Origin of the sequence: Streptomyces sp. NPDC127038 (assembly GCF_042725875.1) — a bacterium.
Classification (GTDB): domain Bacteria; phylum Actinomycetota; class Actinomycetes; order Streptomycetales; family Streptomycetaceae; genus Streptomyces.
This window is the reverse complement of the sequence record NZ_JBHXDQ010000042.1, coordinates 36189-60507: the sequence shown is the minus strand read 5'-3', so window position 1 is coordinate 60507 and position 24319 is coordinate 36189. Positions and strand designations below refer to the sequence as shown.

The following is a 24319-nucleotide window of genomic DNA, read 5'->3' as shown; positions in this document are numbered from 1 at the left end:
CGTTCGGCCCATGAAGTGGAAGGCCGCGTGCGCGTATGTCGATGAGCACCATCGCCACCATGACCCGCCGCAAGGGCATCAGTTCTCTCTCGGTGTCCAGACCGACGACGGCCGCTTAGTGGGGGTGGCCATCGTGGGCCGTCCCGTTGGCCGCAACTTCGACAACGGGCTGACCATCGAGGTCACCCGCCTTGCAACGGACGGCACCCCGAACGCCTGCTCCGCCCTGTACGCAGCTGCGTGGCGCACCGCCCGCAGCGCGGGCTACCGACGTGCCATCACCTACACCCAGGACGGCGAAACCGGAGCGAGCCTCCGCGGCGCCGGTTGGCGCAAGGTCGCTGACCTGCCCGCGCGCCCTGGCTGGGACGCCCCAAGCCGTCCCCGCCGCACGCTCGGCACCGAGAACGTGGCGCGCGCTCTGTGGGAGATCACGACCCATGACGCGACGCCGCTCCCGGAACTGCGTGACGAAACAGGTGACGAAACCCGCCGCGCCCGCGGCCGTCGCAAGCGCTGCCCGGAGTGCAAAAGCCCGATCACCGTGGCCGCCACCGGGCGCCCGCCGCGCTACTGCTCACCAGCGTGCCGACAACGCGCCTACCGGCACCGCACCCGCTGACCACCCATCGGAGGCACCCGTGGTCCTCACCATCCCGCTCGTGCTGCTGCTCGCCGCTGTCCTCGCCCTGCTGCTGCGCTTCCGGGCGCTCGGTGGCGGCGCGGCAGTCGCCGCCATGCTCTTCGGCTTCTACCTCGCCGACACCGGCGCGGCCGACACCGTCAACCAACTCGTCACCGCGGTGACCAGCGCCCTCGCCGACACCGGCCGCTAGACAAGGAGACCGCCGTGAACGGACGCGCCCCCGCCCTGCGGACCGACGTGACGTACGACCCGGCATCACCAACCCTGTACGCGCCGACCCCGGCCGCCGTCGAACTGGCCGCCGAACGCGGGCCGGTGGTGTGGGTGCCCGACGCCTACGGGCGCATGGTTCCCATGCCCAAGCACCTCGCCCCCGCCCCGACCCTCGCCACCGAGCCGCGCGACCTGACGCCGCTCCCGCTCCTGGACCCGCTCGCCCAACGCTTCCTGGGTGCCGGGCTCGGGGGTGGTGCCCTCGCGGCCGGGATTGGCTACGGCGTGGGCGAGATCGTCAGCGCCGCCGCCGGAATCAGCGGCGGAGCGCTCGTTTGGGTCGCGGTCATCGTCCTCGCCCTGCGCACTCCCGCCCGCGCGATCAGCGGCGGCAGGGGCAACACGGTCAACATCCGCAAGGCCGTGATCAAGCGCAACCACTTCAACTAGCTGCGCCCGAGGGCGGCGGCACTCCCGGACAAGGACAGCCCACCGCCCTCGGTCTCCGTATCCCGACGTAGCAGAACAGGAGACCTACAGCATGACCGAACTGCGCGTTCTCGGCGAGGGCCCCTCGGCGCCCGCCGCCCTTTCGTGGCGAGTGTCCCGACGGCGTCTGCTGGATCTGTTCTCGTGTGCTGGTGGTGCAGCCATGGGCTACCACCGCGCCGGGTTCGCGGTCGACGGCTGCGACATCGCCGACCGCTCGAACTACCCCTTCCCACGCCACCACGGCGACGCACTCACCTACCTCGCCGCCCTGATCTCCTCCGGTGAGATCCACCGATACGCGTTCGTGCACGCCTCCCCACCGTGCCAGCACGGGTGCGCGCTGACCGTGGGTACCAACGCTTCCCAGGGATGGGGCGGAACGCACGTCGACCTGGTCGCGCCCACCCGTGAGCTTCTGGACCGCACCGGCCTGCCGTACGTGATCGAGCAGCCCAACGGCCGGGCGGAGATCCGCAAGGACCTCACCCTGTGTGGCGAGATGTTCGGACTCGGGGTCATCCGGCACCGCAACTTCGAGTTGGGCGGCTGGCGCATCGAGCAGCCGGCGCACGTCCCGCATCGGGGCCGCGTGCGCGGCTACCGGCACGGCCGGTTCTACGACGGGCCATACGTCGCCGCGTACGGCAACGGCGGCGGCAAGCCCACCGTGGCGGAGCTGCAAGGCGCCATGGGCATCACGTGGACGGACGTGCGGGAGGAACTGACCGAGGCCATCCCGCCCGCCTACACGGAGTTCATCGGCCGCGCCTTCCTCGCCTCGCGCACGTTGGGGGTGGCGGCATGAGCGAGCACCTGCGCACCGCTCTCCGCCTCGCGACTCGGGGCGTCCCCGTGCTGCCGTTGAGGGTGGGGAAGGTGCCGTTCGGGAACTGCCCGGCCTGCGCCAAGAACGTCTGCGGCGGCCGGCCCAACATGAGGACCCCGGGCCCCTGCGCCTGCTTCGCGCCGTGCCATGGCTGGGCCGCAGCCACCACGGACCCCGGCGTCATCGGCTCCCCGGCGTGGGCGCCGGCGTGGCGGAGCGCTGCGACGCTCGCCTATCACCCCGGCGGCGCCGGGGTGACCGTGGTCGACCTGGACGACCAGGCCGCCATCCGGTGGGCCCGCGAGAACCTGCCCGCCACGAGGACCGTGACCACGACCCGGGGCGAGCACTGGATCTACCGGGGCACCCTGCCGTCCGCCAACGCGGTCCGGCCCGGCGTCGACATCAAGTCCCTTATGGCGTACTCCCGTTGGCTCGGACCCGGCGCGGGCGCCACGGTCGCTCTCCCCGGCGCTGTGCGGGCCCTTGCAGTAAAGGAGCCGTCGTCCCCACGCAGGCCGCCACAGGGGCTCTCAGTTCCTCTGGGGGGCCAACGGGAGGCGTGCCCGCACCGCACGCCCACCTATCTGGACCGTGGAATCGCCATGGCGGAGCAGCGCATCACCGGGACCCGGGAGGCGGTGCACGCCACCGTCTACCGGACGTTTCTGGCGGTGCTGTCGACGCACGGCCGTTGCGGCTGTCTCACCGAGGCGCACACCGCGCGGCTGTTCACCGCCGCGCAGGCCAAGGGCGAATCGGCCCGGCACTGCACGGACGCGTGGACCAACGCCCTGACCACGTTGGGACTGAGTCATGTCGGATGACGAGAAGAACCCCGCCCGTCAGATCATCGCGGACTACGCACAGAGCCACTTCCGGTACTTCCGCACCGCCGACGGGACCGTGTACGCGCAGCGCAACGGCCACCCCGTGGCCAGGCCGATGCGCTCCCAGGGCACCACGGGCAGCCACAGGCAGGAACTCATCGTCGGCATGTACCGGGACGGGGTCGGCGTGTTCAACGGGACCGCGCTCAAGGAGGCGTTGGACTTGATCGAAGCACTCGCGCTGTACGAGGACACGCACGCCGTGCACATCCGCGTGGCCCCCGGGTTCGACGGGGCGACGTGGCTGGACCTGGGGCGCGACGACGGGCAGTCCGTCCGTATCCACCCCACCGGGTGGGACATCCTCACCCCCGACCCGCGGGAAGTCTGCTGGCGGCGCACGCAGCTCACCGGGGAACTCCCGCTGCCAGCGAAGGACACCGACGGCAAGGGCATCGATCTGTTGATGCGGTTGTGCAACTTCGCCAACGCGGAGACCGAGTGCCTGGCCATCGCGTGGTTGATCGGCTGTCTCGGTCCGTCCGTGCCGGTCCCGGCGCCGTTCCTCACCGGGCCGCAGGGCGCGGGGAAGTCCACCGGGGGCCGGATGCTGACTCGGATCATCGAGGGGATGAGCGGTGACCTGCGGCGGGCGCCGAAGGACGAGGAGAACCTGATCGCGGCCGTGGCGGCCGGATGGGTCACCGCGTTGGACAACCTCTCGCACATGACGCCGGACCTGTCGGATGCGATGTGCTGCATCGTGACCGGGGCCGAGAGCGTCAAGCGGGCGCTGTTCACCGACGGGGACGTGTTCCGCGTCGGCTACCGCCGGCCCCTGCTCCTGACCGGAATCGACGTCGGAGTGATCCGGCCCGACCTCGCGGAACGGCTCCTGCCCCTGCGCTTGGAGCGGCCCCGAGTCCGGCGCACCGAGGCCGAACTGTGGGCGGACTACGCCGAGGTGCTGCCCGTGGTCCTCGGCTCGCTCCTGGACCTGACGGTCAAGGTCCGCGCTGTGGAAGCGGAGACCCCCACCGACCTGCGGATGGCGGACTTCGCGCACCTGTGCGCGCAGCTCGACGCCGCGACCGGGCTCGGGGCGCTGGCCGCGTACCGGGCCAGTCTGGACGATCTGAACGACGACGTGATCGAGGGTGACCTCCTCGCGCAGACCGTCCTCCGGCACGCCGAGGCTATCGAGCCCGGCGCCGCGCAGCAGATGACATCCACGGAGTGGCTGTCCTGCCTCAGCAGCCTCTACAGCGGCGACGAGTGCCGTCCCCTGCCCAAAGGGTGGCCGACCACTGGCAAAGTCCTCTCCGACCGGCTCAAGCGCCTCCAACCCACTCTGGCGGCCCGGGGCGTCCTCATCGACTCGGGCCGCACCAAGGCGGGCCGCTACCTCGAAATGACCCGCACGGTCGCCCTGACCGTGCCTCCGCACGAGCAGACGCAGGTGTTCTGACCCGCGACCGCACGCCCAGGCGAAAAGCAAGAGGAGCACCGGCCGCTGCAGGGCGTGCTCCTCTTGCTGTTCGGCGGAACGCCGCCCAAGGGTTGCGCCGGGCAGCGGCTCCTTCTTCGCTCTGTAAGGCGCACCCAAGCACTACAGGCAGCCCCTTCTTTGTCCTAAGTAGGAAGACGCTGCGTCACCTGCGTCACCCGGCCCGGGAAATGCCCGATGACCTGCGGCGACAGCGGTGACGCAGACGGTTGGCTCTGCGTCATCCTGCGTCACCTGCGTCACCCGGTGACGCAGCCGGTGACGCAGGGCCGATCCACCGCGTCACCCAAAACCGCAGATCAGAGCCTCAGATGACGCTGATGACGCGGTGACGCAGAAATCCGAGCCTCGGACACACGCAGGCTCCCGACCCGAAGCCCACAGAGCCGTGACTCGACTGCCGAGGACCCCATGAGCCGAACCCGTTCCGCTCAACCCGACCCCCGCGCCATGCTCCGCGGCGGCTTACCCGATCGGTACCTCACCCCCGACGACATCGCTGAGATCTTCGAAGTGCCCAAAGAGACCGTCTACCAGTGGCGCAAGAAGCGCACCGGCCCGCCCGGATTCCGCATCGGCAAGCACCTGCGCTTCGACCCCGCCGATGTGCTCGCCCACGTGGCCGAACGCAAGAGCGCTGGCCAAGACGCCGCCTAGTCCAACAGCCACCACAGACAGCAGGGAGAGCCGCTGATCAGCGGCTCTCCCTGCTGCGTGTCGAGAGGATCACCGCCACATGGCCGGCCACATTCAAGACCGCTGGTTCAAGACCGAGACCAACCCTGACGGCAAGACCGTCCGCGCCAAGAGCGACCGCCACGGCAGCGGCCTGCGCTACCGGGCCCGGTACATCGGCCCTGACGGCACCGAGAAGTCCAAGAGCTTCCCCGACGGACAGAAGCGCCTCGCCGAGAAATGGCTGTCCGGGATCGAGACGGACATGACGCGCGGGCAGTACATCGACCCGCGGGCCGGCCGCCTCACCGTGCGGCAGCATGCCGAACGGTGGTTGGCTTCCCTCACCCTGGACCCCAGCACCCTCGTGAGCACCGAGATGCGCATTCGCTTGCACGTCCTGCCGTACCTGGGCAGCCGCTCGCTCGACTCGCTGAAGCCGATCCACATCCGTGAGTGGCTGCGGAAGCTCGAAGACGGGAAACTCTCGTCCGCCTATCAGAGGGTCATCTTCGCGAACCTCAACGCCATGCTGGCGGCTGCCGTTGACGATCGCCTGATCCCGCACAACCCGTGCCGTTCGTCGTCCGTGAAGGCGCCCAGGCCGGAACCTCGCCGGATTGTGCCCTGGGGGCGTGAGCGCGTATTGGCGGTGCGTTCGGGACTGCCGGAGCGGTACCGGGCGATGGTGGATCTGGCCGGCGGGTGCGGCATGCGGCAGGGCGAAGTGCTCGGCCTGGCCGTTGACGACGTGGACTTCGCTGAAGGTGTCGTTCACATCGTCCGGCAGGTCAAACTCATCGCCGGACGTCAGGTGTTCGCGTTGCCCAAGGGAGGCAAGGCGCGCACCGTCCCGTTGCCGGAGAACGTCGCTCGCGCACTGGAGGTGCACAGCGAGCGCTACCCGCCCGCAGCCGTGACGCTGCCCTGGCGGACGGTCGACGGCCCGCCGGTCTCGGCATCAGTGCTCTTCCGCAGCGCCGAGGGCCGCGCGGTGAACCGCCACGTCTTCAACGAGAAGGCGTGGCGGCCTGCTCTCGACGCGGCGAACGTTCCGCGCGGCCGGGTGAACGGCATGCACACGCTGAGGCACTTCTACGCGTCTGTGTTGCTGGACGCGGGGGAGAGCATCAAGGCTCTGTCGGAGTACCTGGGACACCACGATCCTGGCTTCACGCTGCGGACCTACACCCACCTGATGCCGAGCAGCGAGAAGCGAACGCGGGAAGCGGTGAACCGGGCCTTCGAAGGCGGCCCGGACACCGATGACGGCCCCACGACGGCCCAGAGGGGCTGATGACAGGGGAAACCCGCAGATCAACCCCCAGGTGACGTCAGTACCCGCGGTACTGCTGACCGTTGTACGGGTCCTGCTGGTACGGGGCCGGGGCGGGCCGGGGAGCCGCGGGGCGCATGGCCTCGAAGCCGGTGCCGGGCGCCATCGGGCGGGGCTGCTGCGGCTGCGGGCTGGGGTAGCCCCGGGGCGCGCCCATCTGCTGCGGGATGTACGGAGCCGGCGCCTGCTGGAGCGGGGACGGCTGCTGGTTCGGCTGGTAGCCGTAGGACGACGGGCCGGCCGGCAGCGCGGGGAGCGCGGACGGAAGGGCCGGGAGGTTGTTGCTGCCCGGGTCGTAGGCGGAGGGGACCCGGATCGGGGCGATCTGAGGGGTACCCCGCTCGGCGACGAGGGAGTCGTAGATCGGGGTGTCCTGGAAGGCGGAGTAGTAACCGCCGCCATAGGTGGAGCGGGGGGAGGTCATGGCACATAAGTTAAGCCCACGATGTGCTGGTTGGGGAGACCGATAAGAGGGTTGTTTTTCCGTGTCTGCGGTGACGCGGGATCCCCAATGCGAGCGAACTTGGCAAAAAAGGACGTCAATGATGGTTGAGATCGTGTAAAGGCCGAGTCTTGGACGGGTTACCGGCGGTTGACCAGGATCTTCCTGCGCGAGTCATGGGAGTGGGCGGACCTGGGGATTAGGTTTGGCGAGAGTGGAGCCGGCGGTCCGTTCGGGACTCGCACCGGTGCGGAGACACGCGATGGGGGCGTACATGTCAATGCCTAAGGGATCCAATGTTCCTGTCCCGACGAGCGCGCTCAAGGTGGAATTGGGGTGGCGTTCAGGACACGGGGTGCCCGACGTCGACGCGTCCGCCCTTCTGCTGGTGGCCGGAAAAGTCCGTTCGGACGGAGACTTCGTCTTCTACAACCAGCCGGCGCACTCCTCGGGCGCCGTCCGCCACGAGGGCAAGCGGAACGACGGCGGCCAGGTGACCGACACCCTGTTCGTCGACCTCACGCGCGCGGAACCCGCCGTCGAGACCGTGGTCCTTGCCGCCTCCGCGGACGGAGGCACCTTCGGGCGCGTTCCCGGCCTCTGCATACGGGTGCTCGACACCCGCACCGGCACGGAGGTCGCCCGCTTCGACAGCACCGACGCGACCGTGGAGACCGCCTTCGTCCTCGGCGAGTTCTACCGTCGGCAGGGGGCCTGGAAGTTCCGCGCCATCGGACAGGGGTACGGAAGCGGCCTCGAAGGGCTGGCCACCGACTACGGGATCACCGTGGACGAGCCGCAGCACACGGCACCGCCCGCCGCCGCGCCGCAGGGGCCCGCCACCCTCGTACAGGGCCCGCCGCCTCCCGTGGCACCCCCGGTGACCATGCCGCAGCCGGCCGCGCCGTTCACGATGCAGCCGCCCCGGGCCCCGCAGCCGCCCGTGGCGCCGCAGTCACCTGTGGCTCCGCAGTCCTACGCCGCTCATCAGCCGCCCGCGGCCCCTCCGGCGCCCGTCCGGCTCTCCAAGGTGACGCTCACCAAGGAGGCGCCCTCCGTCTCGCTCGCCAAACAGGGCGGCACCGGCGGCGTCATGCGGGTCAACCTCAACTGGGAGGTGCGCAAGCAGTTCTCGGGGTGGGGCAGCAAACGCGGCCGGGCCGTCGCCATGCACGCGGACCTCGACCTCGACCTGTGCGCGCTGTACGAGCTGTCCGACGGCCGCAAGGGAGTCGTCCAGGCGCTCGGCAACGCCTTCGGGGCCGTGCACCAGCCGCCGTACATCCAGCTCGACGGAGACGACCGCACCGGCGCGGTGGCCACGGGCGAGAACCTCACCATCAACCTCGACCACAAACAGAGCTTCCGGCGCATCCTCATCTTCGTGACCATCTACGAAGGCGCGCGCTCCTTCGCCGACCTGCACGCCACGGTCACCCTCCAGCCGCTGAACGGCGCACCCATCGACTTCTCCCTCGACGAGTGCACGGTGCCCTCCACGGTCTGCGCGCTGGCCCTGATCACCGGCAACGGCGCCGATCTGCTCGTCCAGCGCGAGGCCCGGTACCTCGTCCCCGCGCGCGGGGTGAGCCCGCAGCGCACCGTCGACCACGCCTACGGCTGGGGCATGAACTGGACACCCGGCAGGAAGTGACCGCCGCGCGCGTGCGCTTCTGCCTGTCCGTCGCTAGTTGTCGTCGAGGGCGGCGTCGGGGCGTGCGTAGGTGCGGCCCTTCCAGGCCGCGCCGCGTCCCCTGTAGTGCTGCACCGCGGAATCGACCGTCATCAGGAGGTAGAGGAAGGCGGTGAACGGCAGCAGGGGCGCGAGCGCCAGGGGCTGTCCGTAGTAACGGAGCATCGGTGCGTAGGTCGCCGTCATCACCAGCCAGGCGAGCCCCCCGGCCGCGGCCGCCCACGCGTTCCCCGCGGCCAGGCCCGCCACGAGGGCGACCGGCGGCACCAGATACACCACGGCGAGCCCGGCCACCGTCCCGGCGAGCAGCAGGGGGTTGTGCCTCAGTTGGGCGTACGCGCTGCGCGAGACCATCCGCCACAGATCGTGCAGCCGTGGATAGGGACGCACGCTGTCCACCCGCTCGGCCAGCCCCAGCCAGATGCGGCCGCCGCCACGCTTCACGGCCCGGGCGAGCGCCACGTCGTCGATCACGGCATGGCGAATGGCGTCCGGGATCCGCGCCCGCTCGGCGGCGTCCGCGCGCAGCAGGACACATCCCCCCGCCGCGGCCGCCGTCCGCGAGCCCTTCACGGCGATCCTGCGGAAGGGGTAGAGCTGCGCGAAGAAGTAGACGAAGGCGGGGACGACGAGCCGTTCCCACAGGCTCTCCACCCGCAGCCGCGCCATCTGCGAGACGAGGTCGAAGCCGCCCGTGCGGGCCGACGCCACCAGGAGCCGCAGGCTGTCCGGCGCGTGCGCGATGTCCGCGTCGGTCAGCAGGAGGTATTCGGGCTCCCGCGCGCGGGCCAGCGCGATGCCGTGTCGTACGGCCCAGAGCTTGCCCGTCCAGCCCGCCGGCGGATCTCCCGGAGAGCCGACGGTGAGCGGCAGCCCGCCGTGCCGGAGCGCCAGCTCACGCGCCAGCTCTCCCGTGCCGTCCGAGCTGCCGTCGTCGACGAGGAAGACCTCGGCCTGTCCCGGATAGTCCTGCGCCAGGAGCGTGGGAAGGCTCTCGGGCAGGACGGCGGCCTCGTCCCGGGCCGGCACTACGACACAGACGGAAGGCCAGTCCGACGGCTCACGACGGGGAGGCAGCCGGACGTCCGTGCGCCAGAAGAAGCCCTGGCCGAGCAGCAGCCACAGCCAGGCGGCCAGCGATCCGACGGCGATCCACACGAGGGCGCTCACCTGCCGCAGTCTGCCCCACGCCAGTGGTCCGTCAACACGGATCGTCTATGGTGACCGGGTGAAGATCGCGCTCATGGACTCCGGAATCGGACTGCTCGCTGCTGCCGCCGCGGTGCGTCGACTGCGGCCCGACGCCGATCTCGTCCTCTCCTCCGACCCCGGCAGCATGCCCTGGGGACCCCGCACGCCGGAAGACGTCACCGCGCGGGCCCTCGCGGTCGCCGAGGCCGCGGCACTGCACCGGCCCGACGCCCTGATCGTCGCCTGCAACACCGCCTCCGTACGCGCCCTGCCCGCGCTGCGCGCCCGCCTGGAACCGCAGGTGCCCGTCATCGGCACCGTCCCGGCCATCAAGCCCGCCGCCGCGGGAGGCGGACCCGTCGCGATCTGGGCGACGCCCGCCACCACGGGCAGCCCGTACCAGCGGGGACTGATCGAGCAGTTCGCCGGCGGGGTCGCGGTCACCGAGGTCGCCTGCCCGGGACTCGCGGACGCCGTCGAGCACGCCGACCAGGCGGCCATCGACGCGGCGATCGAGGCGGCCGCCGCGCACACCCCCGAGGACGTGACGGCCGTCGTCCTCGGCTGCACCCACTACGAGCTCGTCGCCGAGCGCATCCGCGCGGCGGTGCAGCGTCCCGGCCGCCCTGCGCTCGTCCTGCACGGTTCCGCCGGAGCGGTCGCCGCCCAGGCGCTGCGCCGGATCGGCGAGCTGCCGGACCCCACGGCGCCCGCCACGTCCGCCGTCACGGTGCTCCAGGGCGGACGCGAGGGCGCCCTGCCCGCGACGGCGCTCACCTACGAGGAAGGCCGCGTCCTCTCGGCGGTCAGCCCCGCACACTGAGTCACCGAGCCCCGGAACGTTCTCGTCCACCCGGCGCAGTCACGTTCCGCGACCCGGTGCCCGCGCAGCGGAACCTGAGTAGTCTCAAGGCATGAGGGACCACCCCCACGGCGACACCTCCCCGCGCGCGGAGATCTGGACCGGGCGTGCGAGGAACCGTGTCCAGTGGCTGCCCGCCATAGGCGGCCTGGCCTGTCTGGCTCTCGGCATCGAGCTGGCCGTCACCTCCGGCTCGGCGTCGGGAACGGCCCCCCTGGTCATGTCCGTCGTCGGATGCATCGCGGCCGGACTGCTCATCCTCTTCGGCACGCTGGCCTTCGTGCAGGTCGCCGTGAAGGTCGACGAGGACTGCCTGGAGGTGCGCTGCGGCCACATGGGTGTGCCGCGCCGGCGCATCCCGCTCTCCACGGTCGTCGGCGCCGACTTCGCGCCCCAGGTCACCCCGAGACAGTGGGGCGGCTGGGGATACCGCTGGCGCCCCGAGCAGGGAACCGCCGTCATCGTCCGGCGGGGCGAGGCCATGGTCCTGCGCCTGGGCGACGGCCACACGTTCACGATCACCGTGGACAACGCCGAGGCCGCCGTGAAGGTCATCCGTGGCCGTCTGAGCGCCGACAAGACCGGCCTGGCCAGCTGACGGCAGCCCCGGGTGGGGCAGTCGGCGCGGCTGTGAAGGAACGTTACGGCTGATCCGTGCGATGCGACCCGCCGAACGCTGTTCCGCCCGCCGGGACCGGACAGGCCGAGCTGTCCGCGCCCAGGTCAGGCGCCGTACACTCCCGGAGTGACCGCCACCGCAACCACCGTAGACGAGCCGGAACAGCTCGAACCCCAGGCCGTGCCCGCCTCGCGCGGGTCCCGCCTGGTACGCCGCCTCGTCCCGGCCGCCGCCGCGGCGCTCTCCGGAGTGCTGCTGTACGTCAGCTTCCCGCCACGGACCCTGTGGTGGCTGGCCCTGCCGGCCTTCGCGGTCTTCGCCTGGACCCTGCGCGGTCGCTCCTGGAAGGCCGGTCTCGGCCTCGGCTATCTGTTCGGCCTGGGATTCCTCCTGCCGCTGCTGGTCTGGACGGGCGTCGAGGTCGGCTCGGGCCCCTGGCTCGCGCTCGTCGCCGTGGAGGCGATCTACATAGCGCTCGTCGGCGCCGGGATCACCTTCGTCTCCCGGCTGCCCGGGTGGCCGGTGTGGGCCGCGGGCGTCTGGATCGCCGGTGAGGCGGCACGCGCGCGTGCGCCCTTCGGCGGTTTCCCCTGGGGGAAGATCGCCTTCGGACAGGCCGACGGCGTGTTCCTGCCGCTCGCCGCGGTCGGCGGCACTCCGGTCCTTGGATTCGGCGTCGTGCTCTGCGGCTTCGGGCTGTACGAGATCGTCCGTCTCGTCGTCGAACGGCGCGGCAGCGGTGTCCTGCGCCGCGGCGCCGCCGTCGTGGCGCTGCTCAGCATCGCCGTCCCGGTCCTCGGCGCGCTCGCCGCGCGGATGCTGGTCAGCGACAAGGCGGAGGACGGCACGGCGACGGTCGCCCTCATCCAGGGCAACGTCCCGCGCGCGGGACTCGACTTCAACGCGCAGCGGCGCGCCGTCCTCGACCACCACGTGGCCGAGACCGAGCGACTGGCCGCCGAGGTCAGGGCGGGCAAGAAGCCCAAGCCCGACCTGGTCCTGTGGCCGGAGAACTCCTCCGACATCGACCCCTTCGCCAACCCCGACGCCCGCTACGTGATCGACGGAGCGGCCAAGGCGATCGGCGCCCCCATCTCGGTCGGCGCGGTGGTCGGACGGGGCGGCAAGATCTACAACGAGCAGATCCTGTGGGACCCGGTGAAGGGCCCCACGAGCACGTACGACAAGCGCCAGGTCCAGCCGTTCGGCGAGTACCTCCCCCTGCGCCCGCTGCTCGGTGCCATCAACAAGAACTGGACCACCATGGTCCGCGAGGACTTCAGCCGCGGTACCAAGCCGGGCGTGTTCAAGATGAACGGCACCGGGGTCGGCCTCGTCACCTGCTACGAGGCGGCGTTCGACTGGGCCGTGCGCAGCACCGTCACCGACGGCGCGCAGATCATCTCGGTACCCAGCAACAACGCGACCTTCGACCGCAGCGAGATGACCTACCAGCAGCTCGCCATGTCCCGCATCCGCGCCGTCGAGCACAGCCGCACCGTCACGGTGCCCGTGACGAGCGGTGTCAGCGCCGTGATCATGCCCGACGGGAAGATCACCCAGAAGACCGGCATGTTCGTCGCCGACTCCCTGGTCCAGAAGGTGCCGCTGCGCTCCTCGCAGACCCCGGCCACGAAGCTCGGCATCCTCCCGGAGATGGTCCTCGTGCTGATTGCGGCGGGCGGCCTCGGCTGGGCGGCGACGACGGCGGTCCGCTCGCGCCGGAACACGGGCGCGTAGGACGGGCGGCCGCGTCGGCGGCGAGGTTTCCGGGGTCGGCTGCTGATGGTGCGGCGCGGCCCCGGACGCCGTACCGTCCCTTCCCGCAGGCGGGCGCCGTGGCCGGTGCGTCGAGGTGAGGGGTCGCGCGGATAAGGTCTTGGCCATGGCTACTCCCGACTTCATCCGTACGATCCGGGCCTTCGCGGGCCACCAGCTCCTCTGGCTCCCCGGGGTCAGCGCCGTGGTCTTCGACGACGAGGGCAGGATTCTGCTCGGCCAGCGCTCGGACAGCCACAAGTGGGCGCTCATCTCCGGCATCCCCGAGCCGGGCGAGCAGCCCGCGGCCTGCGCGGTGCGCGAGGTGTACGAGGAGACGGCCGTGCACATCGAGGTCGAGCGCGTCGTGATGATCCAGGCCGGCGGGCAGGTGACCTTCGCCAACGGCGATGTCTGCCAGTTCATGGACACCACCCTCCGCTGCCGCGCCGTCGGCGGCGAGGCCCGCGTCAACGACGACGAGTCGCTCCAGGTCGGCTGGTTCGCCGTGGACGCCCTGCCGAAGCTGGACGACTACGCGCTCGTGCGGATCAAGCAGGCGCTCCTCGATGAACCCACATGGTTCCAGCCCACCACCTGACCCTGAAGAGTGTGTGCTGACCACATCGGTCGGGGCCGGGGCGCTGCCTAGGGTCGGGATATGACCGCGCCCAGCGCCCTTCCGGGCCCCCACGTCTCCCCACTCGACCTCGGCGGCCGTACCGCGCTCGTCACCGGTGCCGCGAGCGGCATCGGCCGCGCCTGCGCGCTGCGGCTCGCCGCCGCCGGAGCCAAGGTCAGAGCGGTCGACCGGGACGCCGGGGGTCTGGAGTCCCTGGCCGAACAGGGGCACGGCCTGACCGGGACGGTCGAACCGCACGTCCTCGACCTCACCGACCTCGACGCGGCGGAACAGGCCGCGGCGGGCACCGACGTCCTCGTGAACAACGCGGGGCTGCAGTTGGTCCGCCCCATCGAGGAGTTCCCGCCCGACGTGTTCCACACGGTGCTGACCGTGATGCTGGAAGCACCGTTCCGGCTCATCCGCGGCGCGCTTCCCCATATGTACGGGCAGGGCTGGGGGCGCGTCGTCAACATCTCCTCCGTCCACGGGCTGCGCGCCTCCCCGTTCAAATCGGCCTACGTCGCCGCCAAGCACGGGCTGGAAGGGCTCTCGAAGACCGCGGCCCTCGAAGGCGCGCCCCACGGAGTCACCTCGAACTGTGTGAACCCCGCCTATGTGCGCACCCCGCTCGTCGAGAAGCAGCTGGCCGATCAGGCACGCACGCACGGGATTCCGCGGGAGCGGGTCCTGACCGAGGTCCTGCTGCGCGACAGCGCGGTCAAGCGGCTCATCGAGCCGGAGGAGGTCGCGGAGGCGGTGGCCTATCTCTGCGGCCCGCAGGCAGCCTTCATCAGCGGAACCTCACTGGCGCTGGACGGGGGCTGGACCGCGCACTGAGCCGCCGGCGTCCGCCCCGCGAGCACCGGCCCACCTGCGCCGAGCGCGGTGCCGGACCCCTCCCGAGCGGGCCGGAGCCGAGTTGTCCACAGGGCAGCCGGGGCCGCCCGCGGATGCGCGATCCTGTTGCCATGTCCCGCGATCACCTGCCATCAGCCGAGCGCTCCGCCGACAGCGCGGAAGCGCCGTTCCTGGAACTCCTGGCCCGGGGAGCGAGTGCCGACGCCTATGAGCAGCCGGTACTGCTCGCCCGCGCCGAGGGGCTCCCCGACCGTCACGTCGCCGCACTCGAACAGGCCAAGCAGCTCGCTCTGCGCGTGCGCACGGAGATAGAGGGACGGCGCCGCCGCGAGGCCGAGCTCTCCGCCTTGTTCGAGACGGCGCACGACCTCGCGGGTCTGCGCGACCTGGACGCAGTGCTGCGGGCGATCGTGCAGCGGGCCCGGTCACTGCTCGGCACGGACATCGCCTACCTCAGCCTGAACGACCCGGCCAGGGGCGACACCTATATGCGGGTCACCGAGGGCTCGGTCGCCGCACGCTTCCAGCAGCTGCGGCTCGGCATGGGCGAGGGACTGGGCGGCCTCGTCGCACAGACCGCCCGCCCGTACGTCACCGACGACTACTTCAAGGACGAGCGCTTCCGGCACACCCGGACCATCGACGCGGGCGTGCAGGACGAGGGACTCGTCGCGATTCTCGGTGTGCCCCTGATGATCGGGCCCCAGGTCATCGGCGTGCTCTTCGCCGCGGACCGCAGGGCGCGGGTCTTCGAGCGGGAACAGATCGCACTGCTCGGCTCGTTCGCGGCGCTGGCGGCCGCGGCCATCGACTCGGCGAACGCGCTGACCGACACACGCTCCGCCCTGGACCGCCTCGGCCGGGCCAACGAGATCATCCGCGACCGCAGCGCGGTGATCGAGCGAGCCTCCGACGTCCACGACCGGCTGGCCGAACTCGTGCTGCGCGGCGGCGGAGTCGACGACGTCGCCGCCGCGGTCTCCGAAGTCCTGGCCGGCACCGTCGAGTTCACGGAGCCGGGCGGCACACCGACCACGGCCGTGGAAGCGGCCCGCGCCGCCGGTCACGCCGTACCGCACGGCGACGACTGGGTCGTCGCGGTCGCGGCCGGAGGCGAACTGCTCGGCGCGCTGGTGCTGCGTGGGCATCCGGGCCTCGATCCCGTCGACCAGCGCACCCTGGAGCGCGCCGGGATGGTGACCTCACTGCTCCTGCTCGCCAGACGTTCGGCCTCCGAGGCCGAACAGCGGGTGCGGGGCGAACTGCTGGACGACCTGCTCGACGCCCGGGACCGCGATCCGGAGCTGCTGCGGGAACGGGCGGCGCGGCTGCACGCCGATCTCGACGGCCCCCATGTGGTGCTGGCTGCCCGCTTCGACACCGTGTCCGCCGATGCCGGCCGGCAGGCGGGTGCGCGAAGACGCCTGTGGTCGGCCGCCTCCCATCTCGCCGCCACCCGCCATGGACTGGCCGCGACCCGTGACGGCGGCGCGGTCCTGCTGCTCCCGCTCGGGCCCGGCGACACGGCGACGGCCCTGGCCCGCCGCACGGCCAAGGAGCTGGGCACCGCCGTCCAGGAGGCGGTGACCGTGGGTGCCTCCGCACCCGTCGACCGGCTCGCGGCCCACCCCGAAGCGGTGGCCGCGGCCTACACGGAGGGGCAGCGCTGTCTGGAGGCGCTGTGCCTGCTCGGCCGGGCCGGAGACGGCGCGGCGGCGGAGGACTTCGGCTTCCTCGGCCTGCTGCTCGCGGGAGACCGGGACATCTCCGGGTTCGTCGGCCGGACCATCGGAGGAGTCGTCGCCTACGACGAACGGCGCGGAACCGACCTGCTGCGCACGCTCGACGCGTACTTCGCCGGCGGTATGAGTCCGGCGCGCACGAAGGACGCCCTCCATGTGCATGTGAACACCGTGGCCCAGCGGCTGGAGCGGGTGGGGCGCCTGCTCGGGGACGACTGGCAGAGTCCGGCCCGCGTATTGGAGATCCAACTCGCCCTGAGACTGCACCGGTTGTCGTCGGACGGACAGAGATGAACCCGCGGGACGGCGCCGATCCCCGCACACGGCATCGCGTACGGGGATCGGGGGCGTGGGTCTGCCGTCAGACGGTTCGGGCGTCGGCCGGCGCGACCGGCGACGGCTGATCGTCGGTCACGGTCTCGACGGCGGACAGGTCGCGGTCGCGGGTCTCCTTCGCGAAGCCCACGGCGATCAGGGTCAGCAGCACCGCCCCGATCACATAGAGGGAGATGGGCGTGGAGCTGTCGTAGGAGGAGAGCAGGGCCGTCGCGATGAGCGGTGCGGGCGCGCCCGCCGCGACGGAGGCGAACTGGGCCCCGATGGAGGCACCGGAGTAGCGCATCCGGGTCGCGAACATCTCGGAGAAGAAGGCGGCCTGGGGCGCGTACATGGCGCCGTGCAGGATCAGGCCGACGGTGACGGCGAGGACGAGGTTCGCGAAGCCTCCGGTGTCGATGAGGGAGAAGAACGGGAACATCCAGAGGCCGATGCCGGCGGCTCCGAGCAGGTAGACGGGGCGGCGCCCGATGCGGTCGGACAGGGCGCCCCAGGCCGGGATGACGGCGAAGTGCACGGCGGAGGCGATGAGTACGGCGTTGAGCGCGGTCTGCCGGGAGACACCGGCGGACGTGGTGGCGTAGACGAGGATGAAGGCGGTGATGACGTAGTAGCTGATGTTCTCGGCCATCCGGGCGCCCATCGCGATCAGCACGTCACGCCAGTGGTGGCGCAGGACGGATACCAGCGGAAGCCTCTCGGAGGCGTCCGCACCGGGGGTCCCGGCCTTCCTGCGGGCCTCGGCCTGTGCCAACGCCTGCTTGAACACAGGGGATTCGTCGACGGACAGACGAATCCACAGTCCGACCATGACCAGTACACCGGACAGGAGGAAGGGAATGCGCCAGCCCCAGGAGACGAAGGCGGCGTCCGACTGCGTGGCCGTGAGCAGGGACAGGACGCCGGTCGCCAGGAGCTGGCCCGCCGGGGCGCCCGTCTGCGGCCACGAGGCCCAGAACCCGCGCCGTTTCGCGTCGCCGTGCTCGGACACCAGCAGGACGGCACCGCCCCATTCGCCGCCCAGAGCGAAGCCCTGCACCAGACGCAGCGCGGTGAGCAGGACGGGGGCGGCCGCGCCGACGGTCGCGTGCGTGGGCAGCAGACCGATCGCGAAGGTCGCGCCGCCCATCAGCAGCAGACTCAGCACCAGCAGCCGCTTGCGGCCGAGCCGGTCGCCGTAGTGCCCGAACACGAGCGCGCCCAGCGGCCGGGCCGCGAACCCGACGGCGTACGTCAGGAAGGACAGCAGCGTTCCGACGAGCGGGTCGGAGTCGGGGAAGAACAGCTTGTTGAACACCAGGGCGGCGGCCGAGCCGTAGAGGAAGAAGTCGTACCACTCGATGGTGGTGCCGATGAGACTGGCGGCGACGATGCGCTTCAGGTTGGCGGGTGTCGGGGGAGCGGATGCTGCGGAGGCCATGTGCGCCACTTCCTCGTGTGCGGTGGGGACGGGTACGTGTCGGCACACGGTAGGAACGCACAGGTCGTAGGCGTATGTGGTGGGGCACCATAGTTCAGGGCTCAACTGTGCGTGCGGCCACCATGCCGAGACGTACCAGCTCAGCTCACGGAAGGGCGGCTAAGGGGTTTGCGACCGCGGGCCGAAAGACGGGAGGCGGATGTGGCTTGCGGGCCGGTTCTCACCCGCTGAGACGCGCCTTAGGCTGCGACCGCTCCGAAATCCGGCGATCTTCTGGAGGGTGTGCAGGATGAAACGAACTCTCATACCCGCATTGGCGGCAGCGGCGTTGGTCGTGTCCGGTGGCAGCACCACCGCCTCCGCCGGCGATGCCCCGCCGCGAACCACGCACGGCCCTTGCCAGTACACCCAGACCCCGGACGAGCCGGCGGCGCGGCCGGTTCCCCTGCCCCCCGACCCTCGGCACACCCCCAGTCACGGCACGATCGGTATGGCTGTCCGGACCAGCCAGGGCCCGCTCCCGCTGAGTCTGGACCGGGCGAAGGCGCCGTGCACGGTGCAGAGCTTCGTGCACCTGGCGCGGCATCGGTTCTACGACCGTACGGTGTGTCATCGGCTGACGGCGTATCCGACGCTCAAGGTCTTGCAGTGCGGCGATCCGACCGGCACCGGTGAGGGCGGGCCGGGGTACGAGTACAAGGACGAACTGCCGGTGGACCTGCCGCCGGCGCCGAGCGACCCGACCGGCGTCCGTCGCCTTTACGGGCGCGGTTTGCTGGCGATGGCCAACGCCGGGCCGAACACGAACGGTTCGCAGTTCTTCGTCGTCTACGGCGACTCCGCGCTGCGACCCAACTACACGGTGTTCGGCACCGTCGGTGCCGCCGGCCTGAAGACGCTCGACAAGATCGCTGCCGGTGGCATCGAGCCGACTGCGCAAGACCCGGCACCTGTCGATGGCACGCCCGTGCTGCGGACCGAGTTGCTCAGCGTCCGGCCGTCCTGCCGGCCCTGATGATCTGAGCTGCGGTCACCTCGGGTCCGGGTATGCGGCTCGGCTTCGATTCGCGTGCGCACGGCGCTCACGCATGCGGTCAGGCGGGTGGCGCGGCGCCATGCCGCTTCCCGGGCTTCGAGGTGCCCGACTCGGTGCGCCTCCGCGTACCGGCCGCGAGCCGCCACCCGGCGAGCGATCGGACCCGCTTTCCCGGCGGCCCCGGATCTGCGGCAACGGGGCCTGCCGCCCTGTGAAGTCCGGGCCGCACGCACGCCGCGCACCCGGGGAGCGGACGGCGGAGGGCCGGAGCGTCACCGCCCCGGCCCCCGGTCACTTCCGTACGCTTTACGGCTCGGTGCCCCAGACGAGGGTGCCCGATACGTACACGGTCACCTTCGCCGCGTCCGCGAACGCGGTGTTCGTGCCCCGGCTGTAGTCGTTCGACTCGTCGAAGTTCGACCAGTCGGACTTGGCCATGCGCAGCTGCAGCTCACCGCTGTCCGCTCCGACCGCCAGCGAACCGGAGGTGAAGCCCACCTCCAGGTAGTGGTCCGCGCCCGTGCGGCTCGGGGACACCCCGGTCACCGAGGTCTTGACCGTGGAGCAGCCGAGCTGTGCCCAGTCGCAGAAGGTCTGGTAGCCGGCGGAGGTGGACTCACCGGTGAACCAGTAGCGGACGGTCACCTTGGACAGGTCGACCGCGGCGGTGCTTCCGTTGACCAGCTTGAGACCGGGCTTGACCTGGTTGTCACCGACGGTGGAGTCGTTGTTCTTGTACTGCACCTTGAGGCCCGTCGAGCCTCCGCCGCCACCGCCGCTCGACGCCTTGGTGGTGGCGGACACCTCCGTGGACGCGGCCGAGACGTTGCCCGCCGCGTCCTTGGCCTTGACGGTGTACTTGTAGGTGGTGGACGCGGTGAGCCCGCTGTCGGTGTAGGACGTGGTGGTGGCGCTGCCGACCTTGGTGCCGTCGCGGTAGACGTCGTAACCCGTGACCGCGGTGTCGTCCGTCGACGCGTTCCAGCTCAGCGAGACGCTGCTGCTCGTCGTGGTGCCGACCGTGAGGCCGCCGGGAACGGTGGGGGCCTGGGTGTCACCGCCGCCGCCACCCGATCCGCTCACCGGCGGATTGGCGTTGGCGAGCAGTTGACGGAACTGGGCGGAGAACCAGTGCCCGGCGAGCGGGGAGTTGGGCAGTGCTCCGGTGAGGTTGTTCCCGTTGCGCGCGTTCCCGGTGTACGTCGGGTCGCACATCTGGTCGAAGCCCTTGCCCTCGTCGTTGGCGACGGCCTGGCTGGCCCCGTCGGACTCGCCCGGCGGCTTGGCCCACACGTAGGCGTCGATTCCCGTGTCGGGGGCGGTCGTCGGGCGTTCGCCGAGGCCCGCTCCGCTCTGGTTGCACCAGTTGCCCGCGTGGATGCGCCGGTCGATACGGCCGCCGTCCACATACGCGTCGACACTGGTCGTCGGGCCGGGACCGGTCGGCCGGGCCGAACCGCCCCAGCCGTTGCGCGAGGTGTCGATGAGCATGCCGATGCCGGAGTCGAAGCCCTGCGCGACGAGCGCAGTGCGCAGGCCCTGCGCGTACGAGCTCTCGTCGTCGTACTGGTTCCAGTCGATCCACTTCGACTGGCGCACCGTCTGGCCGTTCACCGTGTCCGTCACCTTCACGTACGGCTCTTTGGTGGCGGAGTAGTTGGCGGTGTTCACGATGAAGCCCGTCACGTCGTTCACGGTGGCGCCGCTGGTGGTGGCCGCCTTCTTGAACTCCTGGGCGGCCGGGGTGAGGTTGCTGTCCCAGCCGAGCCAGCCGTGGTGGCCCGCGTCGATGTAGTTGTAGGTGTTGGGCAGGGCGCCGAGCGTGTGGAGGGCGTAACCGACGCCCTTCTCGTAGTTGCCGTTCGCCTTCATGGTGGCGCACTGGGTCGTGGAGCCGGCGGTGCCGCCCGCGTTGGTGACGAGGTTGGGCAGGGAGTCCGGCTCGATGAGGTTGACGATCCGCAGGCTCGCGTAGGCCGGGTCGGCGAGGATCGCCGCGATCGGGTCGATGTAGCTGCTCTCGTACGTGGCCAGGTCGTCGGGGCCGAGTTCGCCGTTGGAGGCGAGCGCGGCGCAGTCCCGTCCGGGCAGGTCGTAGATGACCAGCTGGACGAGGTTGGCGCCCTGCGCCTTCGCCGCGTCGAGGTGCGCCTTGAGACCGCGGGCGTCGGCGGTGCCCTGGATCGCGGCCATCCGGTCGAGCCAGACGAAGGTGGGCTGGTTGGAGATGGCCGAACCGCCCGGCTCGGCCGCGGCCTTGGCCGACCAGTCGGGATTCACGTAGGCCTTCGCGCCGACATAGGGGTTGTCGAGCTTGGCGGCCGCGGTCGCGGTGGTCGGAAGGGCGGTGATGGACAGGGCGCCGAGGAGGGCGCCGACGGCCAGAGCGGCGGTCCGCTTCGATCCGTTTCGGCGCAGGGTGGAGTCGGGTCTACGGGAAGGCATCGGCCATCTCCTGGGGAGAGCAGGCGGGTACGGTCGGCGTGCGGGTCGCCGGCGGACATCCGGTGTGCCGCGGCTCGGGCACGCCGGACGGAGCTCCGCCGGACGGGTGTTGCGTTCGGGCATGACGAAGGTGCGTTCGTGTGCGTCGCGCAAGGTGGAGCCGGCGGGCCACCGCACATGAGCGTGCCGTGGCGCCGTCCGGGCGTGGGGCCGGTGTTCTCGCCGCCGCGTGGACGGTGCCCGGTCACTGATGTGACGGCCGGGACACGGGACTGAAATGTGGGAGCGCTCCCAAGGTGCGGCGTTCAAGTTGTGGATGTCAACACCCCTGCGAAAGATGGGCTGCTGACGGCACGTCATTCCCGGACTTCGTGAGCCGACTCGCTCGCAGGCCGTGCGGACCGCGTGCCAGGTCGCGGCGGGTGTGGCCGTACGGGAGGCCTCGGTGGTCTCCGGTGCGGAATCCCGGAAGGCGGCGATGCGCCCCTCGTGTCCGGAGCAGCGCGGGCCTGGCCTGAACGGGGTGCGTCCATGGCCGACAACTCCACGGACGAGCACGATCGACGCGCGGGGTATTGACGCGAACACGCTTAGTGGCTTCCATGTGCGCAGTCCGGCTTCGACGAGCCGGCCGTCGGGAGCGGGACACTCCTGCCGGTCGGCGGGAGCCGCCATGCCGGGCGCCCTTCCGCCTGCCCTATCGGAGACGCGCGCCCAAGGATGGGAGCGCTCCCACCCCGAGAGGACCCCCCCACCATGCGTCACCCACCCGTATTCCGCGTCAGGCGCGCCCTGGTCGCGCTCCTCACGGCGGCCGTCGCCGCCCTCGTCCCGTTCACGGTGGCGGTGCCCGCGCGGGCGGCCGCCGCTCCCTCGTCCCCGTCGTCCGCGGCCGCCGTGTCCGGCGCCGGGTACTGGCACACCGAGGGCCGCCGGATCCTCGACGCGCAGAACCAGCCGGTGCGCATGGCGGGCATCAACTGGTTCGGGTTCGAGACGTCCAACTACGTGGCGCACGGCCTCTGGTCACGCGACTACAAGTCCATGACCGACCAGATGAAGTCCCTGGGCTACAACACCATCCGCCTGCCCTACAGCGACGACATCTTCAAGGGCACCCAGCCCAACGGCATCAGCTACGCCAACGGCATGAACGCCGATCTGCAAGGCCTCAACTCGCTCCAGGTGATGGACAAGATCGTCAACTACGTGGGCTCGATCGGCCTCAAGGTCGTGCTCGACCGTCATCGGCCCGACTCCTCGGCCCAGTCGGCACTCTGGTACACCTCGGCCGTCCCCGAGACGACGTGGATCACCGACCTCAAGGCCCTGGCGACCCGCTACCAGGGCAACACCGCCGTGGTCGGGATCGACCTGCACAACGAGCCGCACGATCCCGCCTGCTGGGGATGCGGCGACACGAGCACCGACTGGCGGCTCGCCGCGGAACGCGCCGGCAACGCGGTCCTGTCGGTCAACCCCAGCCTGCTGATCTTCGTCGAGGGCGTTCAGACGGTGAACGGTCAGAGCACCTGGTGGGGCGGCAATCTCGCCGGGGTCGCCACCGCGCCGGTGCGGCTGAGCGTCGCCAACCGCGTGGTCTACTCGGCCCACGACTACGCCACCAGCGTCGCGCAGCAGCCCTGGTTCAGCGACCCGTCGTTCCCGGCGAACATGCCGGCCGTCTGGGACAAGTACTGGGGTTACATCTTCAAGCAGAACATCGCCCCTGTCTGGCTCGGCGAGTTCGGCACCACCCTGCAGTCGACGGTCGACCAGAAGTGGCTCGCGGCGCTCGTCGACTATCTGCGCCCCACCAGCACCTACGGGGCCGACAGCTTCAACTGGACGTTCTGGTCGTGGAATCCGAACTCGGGTGACACGGGAGGCATCCTCAAGGACGACTGGCAGACCGTGGACACCGTGAAGGACGGCTACCTGGCGTCCATCAAGTCCCCGGGCTTCAGCGGGGGCGGCGGGGGAGGCGGAGACACGACCGCGCCCTCGACGCCGGCCGGACTGGCCGTGACCGGTACCACCGCGTCGAGCGTGTCCCTGTCGTGGAACGCCTCCACCGACGACACCGCGGTGAGCGCGTACGACGTCTACCGGGGCGCCACCAAGGCAGGTGAGGCCACCGGAACGACCTTCACCGACACGGGTCTGACCGCCGGCACCCGCTACGACTACACCGTGCGGGCCCGCGACGCGGCCGGCAACACCTCCCCGGCGTCCGCGTCGGTCAGCGCGACGACCTCCGGCACCGGCGGCGGCTCCGGCGGATGCACCGCCACCTACAAGGTGAGCAGCGACTGGGGCAGCGGATTCAACGCCGACGTCACGGTCACCAACACGGGCTCGACGACGACCAAGTCGTGGCAGGTCACCTGGGAGTGGCAGGGCGCCCAGACCATCTCGGGCATGTGGAACGCCTCCTACACCCAGGCGGGCAAGGCGGTGACCGCGAACAACGCCGACCACAACGGCGCCATCGCGGCCGGCGCCTCCACGGGCTTCGGTTTCAGCGCGGCGCCGGGCGGCGCGGGCACCCCGGTCCTGAGCTGCCGGGCCGGAAGCTGAGGAGGAGAAGGAAGACGACGGCGTGGCCGCGCTCTCGCAGCCCTCGTCGTCGAAGCCAAGTGGCCGTCCGCCGCGCGAGCCGTGCGCGGGCGGGCGGCCCGGCTGTCGTTCCTCTCCGTGACGGTGCGGCGCGAGCACGTCGTGCGCGGCTTCGTGACGGTGTGGCGCGAGCGCCTCGTGCGTGAGT

General features: G+C 71.0%; 21 protein-coding genes. 17 read left to right on the top strand and 4 right to left on the bottom strand.

Translation table 11 applies throughout. From position 1 onward, the window contains the following. The first annotated feature begins 10 nt into the window (after positions 1–10). From ACFWI4_RS26100 to ACFWI4_RS26065, 8 genes are all read left to right on the top strand, one after another. Positions 11–622 (top strand): XF1762 family protein, encoded by a 612-nt coding sequence (locus tag ACFWI4_RS26100; RefSeq protein WP_387200613.1) that lies wholly within the window; start codon positions 11–13, stop codon positions 620–622. A 19-nt stretch (positions 623–641) separates the two neighbouring features. Then, positions 642–836 carry a hypothetical protein gene (locus ACFWI4_RS26095; protein WP_387200610.1) on the top strand — a complete coding sequence of 65 codons (195 nt, stop codon included), beginning with the start codon at positions 642–644 and terminating at the stop codon, positions 834–836. A 14-nt stretch (positions 837–850) separates the two neighbouring features. Then, positions 851–1309: a hypothetical protein gene (locus ACFWI4_RS26090; RefSeq protein ID WP_387200607.1), complete on the top strand. Its 459-nt coding sequence runs from the start codon at positions 851–853 to the stop codon at positions 1307–1309. Positions 1310–1511: 202 nt separating this feature from the next. Next, a complete protein-coding gene (locus ACFWI4_RS26085; RefSeq protein ID WP_387200676.1) occupies positions 1512–2156 on the top strand; it encodes a DNA methylase in 645 nt (214 codons plus the stop codon). Then, positions 2153–3004 (top strand): bifunctional DNA primase/polymerase, encoded by an 852-nt coding sequence (locus ACFWI4_RS26080; protein ID WP_387200604.1) that lies wholly within the window; start codon positions 2153–2155, stop codon positions 3002–3004. Before ACFWI4_RS26085 ends, ACFWI4_RS26080 begins: the two co-directional genes overlap by 4 nt. Continuing rightward, positions 2994–4475, top strand: a complete 1482-nt coding sequence (locus tag ACFWI4_RS26075; RefSeq protein ID WP_387200601.1) for an ATP-binding protein — start codon at positions 2994–2996, stop codon at positions 4473–4475. Before ACFWI4_RS26080 ends, ACFWI4_RS26075 begins: the two co-directional genes overlap by 11 nt. A 450-nt stretch (positions 4476–4925) precedes the next feature. Further along, the gene (locus ACFWI4_RS26070) at positions 4926–5171 is read left to right on the top strand and encodes a helix-turn-helix domain-containing protein (RefSeq protein ID WP_387200598.1); all 246 of its coding nucleotides are present in this window, start codon (positions 4926–4928) and stop codon (positions 5169–5171) included. Between the two features lie 79 nt (positions 5172–5250). After that, on the top strand, positions 5251–6486 hold the full coding sequence (locus tag ACFWI4_RS26065; protein WP_387200595.1) for a tyrosine-type recombinase/integrase: 1236 nt from the start codon (positions 5251–5253) through the stop codon (positions 6484–6486). Between the two features lie 37 nt (positions 6487–6523). On the opposite strand, the gene ACFWI4_RS26060 is transcribed toward ACFWI4_RS26065, so the two are convergent. Continuing rightward, positions 6524–6949 (bottom strand): DUF6643 family protein, encoded by a 426-nt coding sequence (locus tag ACFWI4_RS26060; RefSeq protein WP_387200592.1) that lies wholly within the window; start codon positions 6947–6949, stop codon positions 6524–6526. Between the two features lie 292 nt (positions 6950–7241). On the opposite strand from ACFWI4_RS26060, the gene ACFWI4_RS26055 reads away from it, so the two are divergent. Then, positions 7242–8621: a TerD family protein gene (locus tag ACFWI4_RS26055; protein WP_387200589.1), complete on the top strand. Its 1380-nt coding sequence runs from the start codon at positions 7242–7244 to the stop codon at positions 8619–8621. Between the two features lie 33 nt (positions 8622–8654). On the opposite strand, the gene ACFWI4_RS26050 is transcribed toward ACFWI4_RS26055, so the two are convergent. Further along, positions 8655–9830 (bottom strand): glycosyltransferase, encoded by a 1176-nt coding sequence (locus ACFWI4_RS26050; protein ID WP_387200586.1) that lies wholly within the window; start codon positions 9828–9830, stop codon positions 8655–8657. A 58-nt stretch (positions 9831–9888) separates the two neighbouring features. Between ACFWI4_RS26050 and ACFWI4_RS26045 the strand changes: the two genes are divergently transcribed. The 6 genes from ACFWI4_RS26045 (at position 9889) to ACFWI4_RS26020 (ending at position 16609) form a co-directional block, all read left to right on the top strand. Next, positions 9889–10674, top strand: coding sequence for a glutamate racemase (locus ACFWI4_RS26045; protein WP_385399032.1), 786 nt, complete (start codon positions 9889–9891; stop codon positions 10672–10674). A gap of 91 nt (positions 10675–10765) precedes the next feature. Continuing rightward, the gene (locus tag ACFWI4_RS26040) at positions 10766–11311 is read left to right on the top strand and encodes a hypothetical protein (protein ID WP_385399035.1); all 546 of its coding nucleotides are present in this window, start codon (positions 10766–10768) and stop codon (positions 11309–11311) included. Between the two features lie 147 nt (positions 11312–11458). Next, a complete protein-coding gene (gene lnt / locus ACFWI4_RS26035; protein ID WP_387200583.1) occupies positions 11459–13072 on the top strand; it encodes an apolipoprotein N-acyltransferase in 1614 nt (537 codons plus the stop codon). A gap of 145 nt (positions 13073–13217) precedes the next feature. After that, a complete protein-coding gene (locus tag ACFWI4_RS26030; protein WP_387200580.1) occupies positions 13218–13691 on the top strand; it encodes an NUDIX domain-containing protein in 474 nt (157 codons plus the stop codon). A 60-nt stretch (positions 13692–13751) separates the two neighbouring features. Continuing rightward, complete coding sequence (locus tag ACFWI4_RS26025; RefSeq protein ID WP_387200576.1) at positions 13752–14552, top strand: 3-hydroxybutyrate dehydrogenase; 801 nt, start codon at positions 13752–13754, stop codon at positions 14550–14552. A gap of 131 nt (positions 14553–14683) precedes the next feature. Beyond that, complete coding sequence (locus ACFWI4_RS26020; protein WP_387200572.1) at positions 14684–16609, top strand: helix-turn-helix domain-containing protein; 1926 nt, start codon at positions 14684–14686, stop codon at positions 16607–16609. 67 nt (positions 16610–16676) lie between these two features. Here ACFWI4_RS26020 and ACFWI4_RS26015 read toward each other — a convergent pair whose 3' ends face one another. Then, positions 16677–18071 (bottom strand): MFS transporter, encoded by a 1395-nt coding sequence (locus tag ACFWI4_RS26015; protein WP_387200569.1) that lies wholly within the window; start codon positions 18069–18071, stop codon positions 16677–16679. 490 nt (positions 18072–18561) lie between these two features. On the opposite strand from ACFWI4_RS26015, the gene ACFWI4_RS26010 reads away from it, so the two are divergent. Beyond that, positions 18562–19086, top strand: a complete 525-nt coding sequence (locus ACFWI4_RS26010) for a peptidylprolyl isomerase (protein ID WP_387200673.1) — start codon at positions 18562–18564, stop codon at positions 19084–19086. Between the two features lie 327 nt (positions 19087–19413). Here the strand turns inward: ACFWI4_RS26010 and ACFWI4_RS26005 are convergent, their stop codons facing one another. Beyond that, complete coding sequence (locus ACFWI4_RS26005; protein WP_387200566.1) at positions 19414–21552, bottom strand: glycoside hydrolase family 6 protein; 2139 nt, start codon at positions 21550–21552, stop codon at positions 19414–19416. A 756-nt stretch (positions 21553–22308) separates the two neighbouring features. Between ACFWI4_RS26005 and ACFWI4_RS26000 the strand changes: the two genes are divergently transcribed. Next, the gene (locus ACFWI4_RS26000) at positions 22309–24132 is read left to right on the top strand and encodes a cellulase family glycosylhydrolase (RefSeq protein WP_387200563.1); all 1824 of its coding nucleotides are present in this window, start codon (positions 22309–22311) and stop codon (positions 24130–24132) included. The last annotated feature ends 187 nt before the right edge of the window (positions 24133–24319 follow it).

Coding starts and splice junctions, on each gene's coding strand:
- ACFWI4_RS26040 (WP_385399035.1), top strand. CDS start 10,766: ATGAGGGACCACCCCCACGGCGACACCTCCCCGCGCGCGGAGATCTGG.
- ACFWI4_RS26065 (WP_387200595.1), top strand. CDS start 5,251: ATGGCCGGCCACATTCAAGACCGCTGGTTCAAGACCGAGACCAACCCT.
- ACFWI4_RS26085 (WP_387200676.1), top strand. CDS start 1,512: ATGGGCTACCACCGCGCCGGGTTCGCGGTCGACGGCTGCGACATCGCC.
- ACFWI4_RS26005 (WP_387200566.1), bottom strand. CDS start 21,552: ATGCCTTCCCGTAGACCCGACTCCACCCTGCGCCGAAACGGATCGAAG.
- ACFWI4_RS26055 (WP_387200589.1), top strand. CDS start 7,242: ATGTCAATGCCTAAGGGATCCAATGTTCCTGTCCCGACGAGCGCGCTC.
- ACFWI4_RS26060 (WP_387200592.1), bottom strand. CDS start 6,949: ATGACCTCCCCCCGCTCCACCTATGGCGGCGGTTACTACTCCGCCTTC.
- ACFWI4_RS26075 (WP_387200601.1), top strand. CDS start 2,994: ATGTCGGATGACGAGAAGAACCCCGCCCGTCAGATCATCGCGGACTAC.
- ACFWI4_RS26030 (WP_387200580.1), top strand. CDS start 13,218: ATGGCTACTCCCGACTTCATCCGTACGATCCGGGCCTTCGCGGGCCAC.
- ACFWI4_RS26000 (WP_387200563.1), top strand. CDS start 22,309: ATGCGTCACCCACCCGTATTCCGCGTCAGGCGCGCCCTGGTCGCGCTC.
- ACFWI4_RS26025 (WP_387200576.1), top strand. CDS start 13,752: ATGACCGCGCCCAGCGCCCTTCCGGGCCCCCACGTCTCCCCACTCGAC.
- ACFWI4_RS26080 (WP_387200604.1), top strand. CDS start 2,153: ATGAGCGAGCACCTGCGCACCGCTCTCCGCCTCGCGACTCGGGGCGTC.
- ACFWI4_RS26070 (WP_387200598.1), top strand. CDS start 4,926: ATGAGCCGAACCCGTTCCGCTCAACCCGACCCCCGCGCCATGCTCCGC.
- ACFWI4_RS26020 (WP_387200572.1), top strand. CDS start 14,684: ATGTCCCGCGATCACCTGCCATCAGCCGAGCGCTCCGCCGACAGCGCG.
- ACFWI4_RS26010 (WP_387200673.1), top strand. CDS start 18,562: ATGGCTGTCCGGACCAGCCAGGGCCCGCTCCCGCTGAGTCTGGACCGG.
- ACFWI4_RS26015 (WP_387200569.1), bottom strand. CDS start 18,071: ATGGCCTCCGCAGCATCCGCTCCCCCGACACCCGCCAACCTGAAGCGC.
- ACFWI4_RS26100 (WP_387200613.1), top strand. CDS start 11: ATGAAGTGGAAGGCCGCGTGCGCGTATGTCGATGAGCACCATCGCCAC.